The following is a 13557-nucleotide window of genomic DNA, read 5'->3' as shown; positions in this document are numbered from 1 at the left end:
GACGGACATGGTTACGCACGGCTCGCATCCGGGACGGCAGTTCCGCATTTATCTGGCGTTATGTCAGTACCCGGTGCTGGCCGGGCGTATTCGGGCGCGCATGCGCCGCGAACTCTTTGAGCGCGGCATCATCACCCCGCTGGAGTTTGAAGAACAGGCCCGTGCCCTCGCCATTCAGACGCAGGAATGGGAGGGTTTGCGCGACCCGTACGGCGAGGAACCTGCCGAACTGTGGGAACTGCGCCTTCAGCGGGTGCGCGACCATCACACCGACTACCTGTTCAGTCAGTATCTTTCCTACGAACTCTTTGAGCAACTGGTCTGGGAGGTTCTGCGGGAACGAGGCGTGTCTTTCGAGGATCAGACGCTTTCGTTTAACCCGGAACTGGCACCCTTAGAACTGGTCTTTGAGGAAGCCTTCCGTATTGAGTCCATGCCGCCGGAACAGCGCGCTCCGCTGGAAGCCCGCCTGAAAGAAAACAAGGTGGTCATCATCCGCACGCTGATCAGCGATCAACTGGGTTACCTGGACGTTGCCAAGCAGTGGTTTACCGTAGAAGATCTGGCGGAGATCCGCCGCCGCAAGATTGGAACCGGACGCATTGGTGGCAAAGCCGCAGGCATGTTGCTGGCGTTGCGTATCCTGCGGTCTTCCGGCGACCCCGAAATCCTCCAGTGCCTGAATGTACCCGACTCGTATTTCATCGGCTCGGACGTGTTCTACACGTTCATGACCATCAATAACCTGGTGCGCTGGAACGACCAGAAGTACAAGAGCGAAGAAGAGATGCGCTCCGATTACCCGCAAATCCTGCGCGATTTTGAAGCCGGACAGTTCCCGGTGGATATCCTCGACCATTTGCGCGATTTGCTGGAGCGCATCGGTAAAAAGCCGTTGATTGTGCGCTCATCCAGTCTGCTGGAAGACAATTTCGGCACCTCGTTTGCCGGAAAGTACGACAGCGTCTTCCTGCCCAACCAGGGCGGTGTGGAGGAAAACCTGCGCGAACTGGTGCGCGGCATCACCCGCGTGTATGCCTCTACGCTCAACCCGGGAGCGTTGCTGTACCGCCGCAGTAAGCGTCTGCAGGATTATGACGAGCGCATGGCAATTTTGCTTCAGGTGGTTGAGGGGGAACGCTACGGACGCTTTTTCCTGCCGCATGCTGCCGGGGTTGCCTTCAGTCGCAACCTGTACCGCTGGGCGCCGCAAATCCGCCGTGAAGATGGGGTTATCCGTCTGGTCTGGGGACTGGGCACGCGCGCGGTGGACCGTGTGGGTAATGATTATCCGCGTCTGGTGGCGCTCAGTCACCCGCTTCTGCGCCCTTCCACCGATCCCAAACAGGTGCGCCGCTATTCCCAGCAGTATGTGGATGTGATTGACCTTGAGGATAATGCCTTTAAGTCCCTGCCCATTCACGAGGTGCTGGACGCCCGCTATCCGCCGCTGCGCTATCTGGCGCAGGTGGACCGCGATGGTTATTTTGAGTCTCTGCGCAGTGCCCTGCTGGATGTCAGCCCGCGCCATCTGGTCATTACCTTTGAGGAACTGCTCAAGCGCACCGACTTTGCCGAGAAAATGCGCCACATCCTCAAAACGCTGGAAAAACATTATCACTCTCCGGTTGATCTGGAATTTACCTTAAACATCGAACACGCTGATCACGCTCAGCCGCACCTGTGTATTACCATTCTGCAGTGCCGTCCGCAGTCCAGCCTGATGCCCACCGAAGCGGTCAGTCTGCCGGTCAACCTGCAACCTGAGGATATCATCTTCTCCACGCGTTTTGTGGTGCCGGAAGGGGTGGTTTCAGGGATTGATTATGTGTTGTATGTCCCGCCGGAGGGCTACTTCCATCTCCAGAGCATGGACTTGCGCAACCTGCTGGTGCGCACCATTGCGCGACTGAACGCCGCACTGGAAAACGAGCGCTTTATCTGCGTGGGTCCGGGACGCTGGGGAAGCGCCAACTCCGATCTGGGCGTTCCCGTCAACTATGGCGATATTTACCATACCCGTGCACTGGTGGAACTCTCCGGGCAGGGGGTGGGAAGTGCCCCCGAACCTTCGCTGGGGACGCATTTCTTCCAGGATTTGATTGAGTCGCAAATTTACCCGCTGGCAATTGTGCTGGATGATCCGCAAAGCGTGTTCAACCGGCGCTTCTTTGATGGCTCTCCCAATCGGGTGCAGCAGTTTGTTCAGGTGGATGAGCGCATTTTGCCCGCCCTCAAACTCATCCGTGTGGCAGATTTCCGCCCCGGACATCATCTGCGGCTGGTGATGAGCGACGAAAAGTCCTATGCGGTGGCGTATTTAGAGCCGAAGAACGCCTGATTGCTCAACCATCACCAATCATCCCTGCGCCTGAGAGGCTGGGTTAAAAAAATTGTGCTATGATGATGGGTGGAGGATTCCCATGTTGATTCGCATCGGTCTGGAAAACGGTTTTGAGGGTCGCCGTTCGATTGCCTGGGCGCTGGATTACCCTGGCGCGTTTGCCTATGGCAGAGATAGCAGTGAAGCCCTGCTCAACCTGCCGCAGGCGCTGGTGCGTTACGAGCACTGGGTCAACCGCCATGCCGGCGAACCGCGCCTGAATATGAGCCACCTCGACTTGCGTCTGGTGGAGACGTGGGAAGTGTACTGTATTAATGAAGCCTTCGAGGTGGTTCCGGAAGGGCTGGAAATTAATTCCTTTTTCCGCGATGACTGGCGCCCATTGAGCGAGGAAGAAGTACAGAACGGACTGGATCTGCTCTCCTGGAGCCGTGCGGATTTGCTGGCGATTGTGGGAGAATTGCCCGCTGAGAAACTGGATCAAACCTATGAGGGACAGCGCTGGAGCATTCGCGGTATTCTGGCGCATGTGGCTACCGCCGAATGGTGGTACCTCAACCGTTTCGGGTTGATGGGCGAGCGTTCATCTCTGCCCAAAGAACCGTTCCAGCGCCTGGAGGTGGTGCGTCAGCGTCTGAACGAGGTATTGCCCTCACTGGCTGGCTCGAAACAGGTGCTGGGCGTGGATGGGGAACTGTGGAGCCCCCGCAAACTTCTGCGCCGTGCGCTCTGGCATGAAATGGATCATATCGGACATATTGTTGAACTGCTGTAGGAGGTCAAACCATGAAAGGCAAAGAAAACGTCCTGAAAACCCTGAATGCATTGCTGGCAGATGAACTGACGGCAATCAATCAGTACATCCTGCACTCTGAAATGTGCGCCAACTGGGGCTATGAGCGTTTGCATGAAGCCATTGAAAAGCGCGCCATTGAGGAGATGAAACACGCGGAGAAACTCATTGCGCGTATCCTGTTCCTTGAAGGGATGCCTGTGGTCAGTCAGTTGAATCCCATGCACATTGGCGCAACGGTTCAGGAGATGCTCGAAAAAGACCACCAGGCTGAGGCGGAAGCCATCTCGGCGTACAATCAGGCAGTGCGCCTGTGCGTGGAAGAAGGCGACAATGGCTCGCGCACCCTGCTTGAGGGCATTCTCAGTGACGAGGAAAATCACATTGACTGGCTGGAAGCGCAGATGGATCAGATTCGTCAGATGGGGCTGGAAAATTACCTCAGCCAGCAACTGGAGGACTGAAGAGAACGCCCGTTCTCACCGCCCCGCCCCATGGCGGGGCGTTTTTTATGGACGGATGATGTTTTCGCAATCAAACTCTTTGATTGCCTGCCGAAGGGCTTCCGCTTTTTCCGGGGAAGGAGGGACTTCGTCACGAATTCTCCGCCAGGTGGTGCACAGGTAATCGTGCATGACAAACGATGGGTAGTACGCCTGATCCGTCAATTCAAGAGCCTGTTTCCAGTTTCCTGTATGCGCTGAGGCTAAAATGAATGGTACTATTTCAGGTTCGTTATGAGGAGTAAAGCCCTGGTCTTTTGCCTGTGCCCACAGGCTTACCATGGTCTGCCAGTCGTTCTGTTGTTCTGCTAGGCGGGCTTTCTGGTAGTACCAGCACCAGTCTCTGGCTGGTTCTTTTCCAAAAATGGAAGTTGGAACCGGATAGGTTTCTTCGGGCAAAATCCGTGAGAGGTCTGAAAGCGGCAGAGCGGTGCGTACCACTTCTTCCAGATAGGGGTTGTGGCGGTCTGCCTCAGAGACCAGCCAGAGACACTGATTTTCCAATGTTTCAGAGAGAATGACAAGGCTCTGGCTGACAGGAGCACGGTATTCCAGGAAATTTTTCTCGTCGGTGACTGCTCCGCCTTCCTCGACAAACTCCTTAATCGGGTAGCGGTACAGGTCGAAGTACCAGGTATAGGCAGGGCTGGGAATATCGTCAAAATAGAGAAGATTTAGCGCTGAAATGTTTGCCCATGATCCCATGTATTTTGCCAGTGCGCCGTTGCCGAAGATGGCTGTGTATGGCTTAATGCCTGGCGCGCGCCAGTGCAATTGCCAGAACAGGCTGCGCTGATCTTCCCATGACCAGCGATACACGGTAGCAGTGCGGGCTTGCTGGGCAATTGCCAGCCCGATGAGCAAACTCAGCAGAATCTGTTGTGGCTTTCCAGGACGGATCGCCCAATCGAGGAAAGTCACCAGCAGGATAGATGCCCCGAACATCGCCGCCAGACCGAAACGATCATTGTACAGGGTGCTGGTATCGGTGAGATAACGTCCAATGAGCCATCCGGGAGCAAAGCCGCCCAGTAAAGCCAGCCCGCCGAGGGAGAGGGCTTGCCAGTGCCAGGGTTGTTCAGTAGAAGAGAATCCAGGCTGGCGCTGCCGCAGAACCAGGAAGGCAAGCACTGCTCCTGACAGGCACAGCCCCCATGCCAGCAGGTTTGAGATGGGCTGGAAGGCAAAAGTAGAGGGAGCAACTGTCTCTGCCCACACTCCAATCAGCCCTTCGGCAGTATCCTGTAAGGCACGGCCGATCAGGGTTAACAGCGTTGGCAATGGGGAATCGATCAGGTTAAACAGGATGATGGGAGTGTTACGGTCACTTCCCGGCGTAGGCATGAAGTGCAGGCGCCACAGGAGGAATCCCCCCCATAACAGAGCATACGGCAGAACGTGAATCAGGGTGCGTTTTATCCGCTGGCGTGTGGAAGGTGTATTCTCCAGCGCAAGGAAAAGAACCAGCGGGCGGATGAGTTCCAGCCCCACGAAAAATTCCTGTGAAAACATTTGCACGGCGTTTGCCAGAACTCCTGCCACCGACCACACCAGATAATGGGAACGGGTGCGGGTAGCGCGAATCATGGCAATCAAGGAAAAGAAATACAGCGCAAAGGTAATCCAGTGAAAACTGTAGGTGAGGGCGGAGGATTGTTGTTTGAAAATCGGATACACTGCAAAGAGCAAAGCGATTGCCGCGTTTCGGCGTGGTTGGTTTTCCCAGAGCAATTGCAGGGTATAATAGGCGGCGGTTACCGTAGCCCAGCGCCAGAGCAAAGCCCAGATCTGCCATCCCAGTGGGGCTTCCCCAAGAATCTGAAATCCCAGCCACCATAACCAGAACACCAGCGGGCGATTCCCCAGGAATGCATATTCCATGAGCCCTTGCACTCCATGAGAATGATAGGCGGCCAGGATAATCCAGTCATCCAGATAATATCCCAGCCATGGGGCTTGCAATCCGTAAGCCAGAATGCAGACTGCCAGAAGGGCCAGGGGAAAAAACCACGGGTGGCGTCGATAGTTCAACATATGTGAAAACGGGGGTATTGTATCACATTCCAGTTTTGTCTTTTGGATGAACCCTGTAGTATCCTTTCCTTCAAGGAGGGAGCATGTTATGCGCACGGAACAGGAAATGATGAATCTCATTCTCGACTTTGCCCGCGGTGATGAGCGCGTGCGAGCAGTGATTCTCAACGGCTCGCGCGCCAACCCAGATGCGCCGCGGGATTTCTTTCAGGATTTCGATATCGTCTATGTGGTCACCGACGATGCGCCTTTCAAACAGGATCGCGCCTGGATGCGTTCTTTTGGAGACCTGATGATTTATCAGGTGCCTGAGGAGATGGGTGACCCCGTTTAGGAATCCTCCACGGGGATTTTTGCTTTTCTCATGCAGTTCACCGATGGCAACCGTATAGACTTGACTTTTCATCCCCTTCAGCGTCTGTCTGAACTGGGACGGGACAGTTTGAGCGTGCTTTTACTGGATAAAGATGGCATCATCGAGCCATTCCCGCCGCCGCACGAGGGTGACTACCCGCCCAGACCGCCTGCTCAGCGTTCCTTTGCCGATTGCTGTAATGAGTTCTGGTGGGTGAGCACCTGTGTGGCAAAGGGACTGTGGCGCGAGGAAATCACCTATGCCAGAGCCATGATGGAGATTTGCCGTGCGCAGTTGTTCGCCATGCTTCGCTGGTATATAGGGATACGCACCGATTTCAGGGTCAATCCGGGCAAAGAGGGAAAGTACTTCCGTAAATACCTTGAACCCGCAGAGTGGGAGCACCTGCTGGCGACGTATGCCGATGCCGACGAACAGCGTACCTGGGATGCCCTGTTTGCCATGACGGATCTCTTCCGCAAAGCGGCGCAGGCGGTGGCGCAACACTCTGGTCTGACCTACCCGCAGGGAGATGATGATCGAGTGAGCGCGTTCTTACGCCGGGTGCGCGCTTTGCCGCACACAGCAACTTCACTGGACGGATAGCCAGGGGGAGCGCGCTGGACGAAACAGAAAGCCCTCCCGGTGAATGTCTGCAGGAGGGCTTTCTGTGGTCAGAGAAAACGGTTTACTCGTACCGCAGGGCTTCCACGACATCCAGCCGGGCGGCCTGGCGGGCAGGCACAACGGCTGCCAGCGCGCCAAAAAGGATGCCGATGGCAACCGCGGCGAGGATGCCTGAGCCGGGGAAGATGTAATCCATGGGGTATCCCATGGCTTCAAAGGCTTTTACTCCCATGTAGCCCATGTACAGCCCCGCCAGAATTCCAAAGGCGGTGCCAATCGCGGAGAGGATGAGCGCCTCCGAGAGAATCATGCGGCGCACCTGCCGGCGGATGGCGCCCACCGCCCGCAACATGCCAATTTCGCGGGTGCGCTCGATGACGCCGATTGCCAGCGTGTTTACCATGGCAATCAGCGAGGGAATGGCGAGGAAAGCCGCCAGGACGTACATCCCCAGGAAAACGGCATCAAACAGACGGGCGTTTTCTTCCACGTATTTCTTCCCATCCACCAGTTTGAACTGCGGGTAATCCTTCAAAATGGCGCTGAAAGCGCTTTCCACTGCCTGACGGTCGGCATCCGGCGCTACGTTAATCTGGAAGAAGATATCCTCTTCGCGTCCAAAATCCTCTTCAATGAAGCGCTGAGAGATGTACGCGGTGGTGGTCTTGGCGTTCAGGTAATCGGTTGCCACTGCCGCCACGCGGTAGGTCTGCTTTCCCATGGGAGTGAGGACTTCTACCTCATCACCCGGCTGGATGCCCGCCGCCGCTGCCAGCACACCGTTGATGATCATGACGCGCTCGTTTTCCATGGCGCGGTACACCGCCTCAGGGTCGCCTCTGGTAAAGGAAAGTAAATCTAACTCGCGGTAAGACTGCGGCTCGATGCCCAGAATGCCCACTGCAATGTCTTTCATTTGCGTACCGGCAAAGCGGAGCGTGCTTACCACAGTCACCCCGGGCACCCGGCGCAGGTCATCCGCCAGTTGCGGCGCGGCGCCGGTGTTTGACCCCCATACCGCCAGGGTGGGCGGCATGATCAAGTAATCGCTTCCCAGGCTTTTTTCCATGACATGGATAAAGGTCAATGACACCGAGGAAAGCACCCCTGCCATCATCACCACCACAGCCAGCGCAATCATGGTGGTGGAGGCGGTGACCGTGGCGCGCCCGGGCTGGCGGCTCAGGTTGCCTTCTGCCAGTTGTGCCGTGCCATCGCGTGCGAAGAGCAGGGTGAGCAGGCTGGCAAACAGAATTGAAATCGGGTTGACCAGCGCCGGCGCCATCAGGATGATGGCGCCCACGAAGAGGAGCGCGCCGAGCCCCAGCCACTCCATGGAACCGGTGAAGAGGAAGCCCACGGCAATGGTCAGCAGGACAACCCCCGCCCAGAAGGAAATGCCCGCAATGCGCTTGAACGAGACATTCCCCAGCGAAGGACGCAGGGCTTCAAGCGGTGTGATGCGCGTAGCCGAATTCGCCGGAATCAACCCTGAAAGCACAGTAATCCCCACCCCCAGCAGGATGGATGTGAGCACCAGCGCAGGTGAAATGGCGGGCGTGCTCACGGTGATGTTCAGGAATTCCTGCATCATGGGCGTGACAAGGTTGAGCGTGAACGCCCCGAACAGATACCCCAACACCAGTCCCAGCGCTGTGCCGATGACTCCCTGAATGAGACCTTCGGTGAGAATTAGCCAGCGGATGGTTCGACGGCTGGCGCCGAGCGCCCGCAACATGCCAATATCGCGGCGGCGTTCAGCGATAATGGTGCGGAAGGTATTGAAGATGATAAAGCCGCCCATCACCAGCGCCAGGAAGCCCATCAGGTTGAAGATGGACTGCGCGTTGCGGATGTTGGTGAGAATCTCCGAACCGGCTTCCAGCGCACCGATTTTGTAGGCATCGCCAATGGCTTTGAGCACATTCTGCTGGATTTCGTTGCGCCGTGCCTCTTCCATGGAATCCAGGTTGGCGTCCACTATGTTGATTTTTCCGGGCATATTGGTCAGGCGCTGTGCTTCGGCGAGCGACACCAGCACCACTTCGTTGCCGGGCAGAATCTGCTCAGGCAGAATGCCCACAACGGTCAGGTCACTTAACCCGATGGCGGTGGGCAGGGTCAGGGTATCTCCCAAGCCGATGCCGAACTCCCGCGCCAGCGAACGGGTGATGACTGCCGCCCGGGTATCGCCCTCTTCCAGGAAACGCCCTTCCACAATGTTGTAGGCAATCATCTGGCGGGCTTCCTGCGGGACGATGCCCTTGAGAATCACCGCAGTAATGCGGTCAGGGGTCCCGGGATTACCATCAACATAGTTGGCGGGCAGGTTGATTAACCGCTCCAGAGAGCCGGTTGCCACAGTGACTCCATCAACCGCGCGGATTTGATTCAGAACGGTCGGGTCAAATGCCTCTCCGGTTTTCTGAGTGATGGTCAGATCTACCTGTCCTGCCGCCGCTTTGGCCTGGGTCTGGAAGGTTTTAATGAAAGTGGGCATGTAGGTGTTCATGCCGAAAATCACCATCACTCCAAAGACGATGGCAAGGGTGGTCAAAGCGGTGCGCAGTTTGCGCCCGCCCAGATAGCGAAAAGCAAGGGTCAGATACAGGTTCATCCTGCACTCCTTTTTACGGCTAAAAACACGGTTAATCCCCGATTTCTTTCATCTTATCGGCAACCATCTCCGCCTGCTCGCCGTTGCGGTGCTCCAGCACTGTTTCATCCACAATTTTCCCGTCTTTCAAAAAGACAATGCGGTCGGCATACGCGGCAATGCGTGCATCGTGGGTGACCATGAGGATGGTGCGTTCCCATGTGCTGGAAATTTGGCGGAGCAAACCGGCAATTTCCTCCGAGGCGCGCGAATCCAGGTTGCCGGTGGGTTCATCCGCCAGGATAAGGGCGGGATCGCTTGCCAGCGCCCGGGCAATGGCAACCCGCTGTTGCTCGCCGCCGGAGAGTTCCGAAGGGCGGTGGGTCAGCCGGTGTCCCAGTCCTACCCGTTCCAGCCATTCCTGAGCGCGTTTGCGGGCTTCAGCAGGGCGCATACCGTCCAGAATCATCGGCAGGGCGGCGTTTTCCAGAGCGTTAAGCACCGGGATCAGGTTGAAGAACTGGAAGATGAAGCCCATTTTCTTCCGGCGGATGGCGGTGACCTGATCGTCATTCAATTGCGTCAGGTCCTGTCCATCCAGCCAGACGGTGCCAGAGGTGGGACGGTCCAATCCGCCGATGAGGTGAAGCAGTGTGGACTTGCCGCATCCGCTGGGACCCATCACGGCGACAAATTCGCCCGGTTGAATGGTCAGGTTCACGCCATCCAGTGCGCGGACGGCGGCGGCGCCTTGCCCGTACACCTTGGTCAGGGACTGGGTAGATACGATGGGGTTGCTCATGGTTCCTCCTTCATGGGAATGATGTTTTTTTCATGCTTGCCTGGTCTGCCTCTTGGGCGGAGTTCCGGCTCAGGGATGGGCTGTTTGCGCACTTCGTCCAATCGGGCTTCAATCATCTCCAACCAGCGCAGGTCGGCTTCAATGTGCATGATTGCCTGATCCAGTAAGAGAATGTGCGCCAGCGAGGTGTAGGGGTCGAGTTCCATGCGCAGGGTGGTCAGGCGGTGCAGTTCCTGAAACAGACTGGCGCGTTGCAGATAAATCAACCGGCGTGGATCTGCCTGACCGGTTGCCAGCGCCAGCATCAGTTTCAGGAAGAACTCATCGCGCTGATGTTCCACCGGCACGGGAGTCTCAAACCAGCGTTGCAGTTCGGCTTTGCCCGCCGGGGTGATGGCATAGCGGCGCTTTCCGGGGTCGGTTTCTCCATCAGAGATTTCTTCCACCACCAGTCCGTTTTCCTTCAGGCGGGCAAGGGTGGTGTACACCTGAGCGGGTTTCAACTCCCATGTTTCCCGACCGCCTGCCACAGCCTGGAAAGCCTGAAGCACCTCGTATCCGTAGCGGTTTCGCTGGCAGAGCAGTCCCAGAATGGCGTTGCGAACAGACATAAGAAAATACTCACCCGTTTACCAATTTCGGAAAATAGTAAACAGATGAGTATTTTTTGTCAAGGGGGTTGGGATTACTTTTCCCGCATCAGGCGGCGGGTCGCCAGGGCAAGGCGGATAAACCCCTGCACATGGCGGAGCGGTTGAATGTGACTTTTCTCGTCCCCGTAAATGGTGCGGATGTTCACCCAGTCCAGCCTGTATCCACGCTGGATGCAGATCACAATCATATCCACCTCAAACTCAAACCCGCCATGTGCGCTGGCAAGTGAGGCTTCCATCAGACGGCGGGAAATGAGCCGGTAGCCCGACTGGTTATCACGGATGGAACGCCCGACCGCCCACGAAAAGAGCCATGTGCCGCTGGTGTTGGCAAGGCGGCGGTGTAGAGGCATTTGCCGGAAATCCCGCGCGCCAATGATTAAATCCGCGCGGCTCTGCGCCCATTTTTCCAGAAAACGGGGAATCTCTTCCGGATCGTGCTGACCGTCGGCGTCCAGCGTCAATACGGCTTCAAAGTGCTGCTCCAGCGCCCAACGGAACCCGGTTTTCAGGGCTTCGCCCTTGCCCAGGTTGGGGGTTTGCCGGAGCACTTCCGCTCCGGCGGCGCTGGCAACACGGGCAGTTTCATCGCTAGAGCCGTCATCTACGACCAGCACGGGCAGGTAACGGCGCGCCCCGGCGATAACCGGCGTGATGTGCCCGGCTTCGTTATGGGCAGGAATGAGGGCGAGGATCGAAGGGGGGGACGAGGTCATAGGACTCCTCAACTGGGTTTGCGGTTCAAGGATAACATGGAATGGGCAAAAAAATCAAACACTCGCCCGGATTCGGAGTACAATGAAAGCACATTTCCCCATATATTTCTGGATTAAGGATTCACCATGGCAAAACGTCTCATCACCGCAGAAGATTTGTATCGTTTTCAGGTGCTTTCCGATCCGCAAATTTCGCCGGACGGTGAGCATGTCGTCTTTTCGGTTCAGCGTGTGGACCGCAAGAATGAGAAGAAGTACACCAACCTGTGGGTTGTGCCTACCCGCGGCGGTAACGCTTTCCAGTTTACCGTGGGCGATCACAGCGATGGGCATCCCGTCTGGTCGCCGGATGGAAACAAAATTGCCTTCCTTTCCAACCGGCTGGATAAAGAAAAGCCGCCCGCTCTCTTTGTCATCCCCTTTGGCGGCGGTGAAGCGCGTCCGCTGGGGCAGATCGAGGGGGAGATTGGCGAAATCCTCTGGTCGCCGGATGGCAGGAAACTGCTTTTGACCGTGCGCAAGACCGATGAGGAAGTGCTCCAGCGCCGCAAAGACCCCGACCGCAAATCGCTCAGCACCCCTCAGCGCCATGTGGAACGTCTGTTTTACAAACTGGATGGTTATGGTTATCTGCCCAGAGAGCGCTGGCATCTCTGGGTGATGGATGCCGGCACCGGCAGAGCCATTCAACTCACCGATCATCCTGTCTGGGATGAGGTATACCCCGCCTGGTCCCCGGATGGTCAGTGGATTGCCTTCATTTCCAATCACAGTCCAGACCCCGATTCCAGCCCGGAACTGGACGATATTTTCATCATGCCCGCGCGCGGCGGCGAAGCGCGCAAACTGCCTGCCCCGCCCGGCAACAAGTCTTCTCTGCGCTTCTCTCCCGACGGCAGGTTTCTGGCGTATTACGCTCAGGAAGGCGTGGATGAGGGCTTCCGCAATGAAGGGCTGTGGGTGGTACCGGTAGATGGCTCACAGCCAGCCGTCAACCTGACGGAGAAATACGACCTGCACGTCAGTTCCTGGACAATTAACGATATTGGCTCGGCGGCAACCAACCGACCGGTGTGGAGCCAGGACGGTGAAAGCCTCATCTTCCCGATTGTCCGGCATGGCTCCAGTTTAATGATGCGCATTCGCCGTGACGGCACTCAACTGGAGACGCTCATTGGCGAGGGCGGCGTGTTCCACTCTCACACAGTGGATGTGCAGGGGGAGCGCATGGCGGGAATCTACGGCACCTTTTCCGACCCCGGTCAAATTGCTGTGTACAACTTCCGCACCGGCAATCTGCGCACCCTGACCCGCTTCAACCGCGAGATCCTCGACCGTGTAGATCTGGGCGAAATCGAAGAAGTGTGGTTCAAAGGTCCCGACAATAATGACCTGCAGGGCTGGATTTTGAAACCGCCCGGTTTTGATCCTGACCGTAAGTACCCTTCGATCATGGAAATCCACGGCGGTCCCCTCACCCAGTATGGCAAACTCTTCATGCACGAGTTTTACTATCTGGCGTCGCAGGGGTTTGTAGTGTACTTCTGCAATCCGCGGGGTGGGCGCGGATACGGCGAGGCGCATGCGGGCGCCATTCACGGCAACTGGGGCGATCGCGATTATGCCGACCTGATGGCATGGGCGGATTATGTGTCGCAATTGCCCTACATTGACACCACCCGCATGGGGGTTACCGGCGGCAGTTACGGCGGTTACATGACGGTGTGGATCATTGGACACACGCAGCGCTTCAAAGCCGCCGTGACCCAGCGGTGTGTGAGCAATTTCATCTCCATGTGGGGGTCGAGCGATTTCAACTGGCATTTCCAGAAAGAATTGAACAATCAACCGCCCTTTGAGGCGCTTCAGTACTACTGGGAGCGCTCGCCCATTTCCTACATTGGCAATGCGCGCACTCCTACGCTGGTTCTGCATAATGAGATGGACCTGCGCTGTCCCATCGAGCAGGGCGAGCAGGTGTTTGTGGCGCTCAAACGGCTGGGCGTGGAAACCGAAATGGTGCGTTTCCCCGAGGAGTTTCACGGGCTTTCGCGCAATGGGCGCACCGACCGGCGTATCCTGCGTCTGAATCACATTGCCCGCTGGTTCAAGAAGTACCTGCAGGAGAGTTAAT

9 protein-coding genes and 1 pseudogene are annotated in these 13557 nt (G+C 56.8%); 5 read left to right on the top strand and 5 right to left on the bottom strand.

Annotated elements, in window-relative coordinates:
* The first annotated feature begins 7 nt into the window (after positions 1 to 7).
* The 3 genes from LHF31_RS02595 to bfr all read left to right on the top strand — a co-directional run bounded on the left by LHF31_RS02595 (position 8) and on the right by bfr (position 3601).
* The gene (locus tag LHF31_RS02595) at positions 8 to 2341 is read left to right on the top strand and encodes a PEP/pyruvate-binding domain-containing protein (protein WP_298007585.1); all 2334 of its coding nucleotides are present in this window, start codon (positions 8 to 10) and stop codon (positions 2339 to 2341) included.
* A gap of 82 nt (positions 2342 to 2423) precedes the next feature.
* Positions 2424 to 3119, top strand: coding sequence for a DinB family protein (locus LHF31_RS02590; RefSeq protein WP_298007587.1), 696 nt, complete (start codon positions 2424 to 2426; stop codon positions 3117 to 3119).
* Between the two features lie 11 nt (positions 3120 to 3130).
* Positions 3131 to 3601, top strand: coding sequence for a bacterioferritin (gene bfr, locus LHF31_RS02585; RefSeq protein ID WP_298007589.1), 471 nt, complete (start codon positions 3131 to 3133; stop codon positions 3599 to 3601).
* A gap of 45 nt (positions 3602 to 3646) precedes the next feature.
* On the opposite strand, the gene LHF31_RS02580 is transcribed toward bfr, so the two are convergent.
* The gene (locus LHF31_RS02580) at positions 3647 to 5674 is read right to left on the bottom strand and encodes a hypothetical protein (RefSeq protein WP_303773396.1); all 2028 of its coding nucleotides are present in this window, start codon (positions 5672 to 5674) and stop codon (positions 3647 to 3649) included.
* 88 nt (positions 5675 to 5762) lie between these two features.
* Between LHF31_RS02580 and LHF31_RS02575 the strand changes: the two are divergent.
* Positions 5763 to 6635, top strand: a pseudogene (locus tag LHF31_RS02575) (aminoglycoside 6-adenylyltransferase).
* Positions 6636 to 6717: 82 nt separating this feature from the next.
* Here the strand turns inward: LHF31_RS02575 and LHF31_RS02570 are convergent.
* From LHF31_RS02570 to LHF31_RS02555, 4 genes are all read right to left on the bottom strand, one after another.
* Entirely contained in the window at positions 6718 to 9273 is a 2556-nt protein-coding gene (locus LHF31_RS02570) for an ABC transporter permease (protein ID WP_298006951.1), read from the bottom strand.
* A gap of 31 nt (positions 9274 to 9304) precedes the next feature.
* Positions 9305 to 10054, bottom strand: a complete 750-nt coding sequence (locus LHF31_RS02565; protein ID WP_303773394.1) for an ABC transporter ATP-binding protein — start codon at positions 10052 to 10054, stop codon at positions 9305 to 9307.
* Positions 10051 to 10665 (bottom strand): PadR family transcriptional regulator, encoded by a 615-nt coding sequence (locus LHF31_RS02560; RefSeq protein WP_298006694.1) that lies wholly within the window; start codon positions 10663 to 10665, stop codon positions 10051 to 10053. The genes LHF31_RS02565 and LHF31_RS02560 overlap by 4 nt, the downstream gene beginning before the upstream one ends.
* Positions 10666 to 10739: 74 nt before the next feature.
* Positions 10740 to 11423: a glycosyltransferase family 2 protein gene (locus tag LHF31_RS02555; RefSeq protein ID WP_298006691.1), complete on the bottom strand. Its 684-nt coding sequence runs from the start codon at positions 11421 to 11423 to the stop codon at positions 10740 to 10742.
* 126 nt (positions 11424 to 11549) lie between these two features.
* On the opposite strand from LHF31_RS02555, the gene LHF31_RS02550 reads away from it, so the two are divergent.
* A complete protein-coding gene (locus LHF31_RS02550) occupies positions 11550 to 13556 on the top strand; it encodes a S9 family peptidase (RefSeq protein ID WP_298006688.1) in 2007 nt (668 codons plus the stop codon).
* Position 13557 lies beyond the last annotated feature (1 nt).

Source organism: Anaerolinea thermophila (assembly GCF_020723905.1).
GTDB lineage: Bacteria > Chloroflexota > Anaerolineae > Anaerolineales > Anaerolineaceae > Anaerolinea > Anaerolinea thermophila_A.
This window is presented reverse-complemented; position numbering and strand designations above follow the sequence as displayed.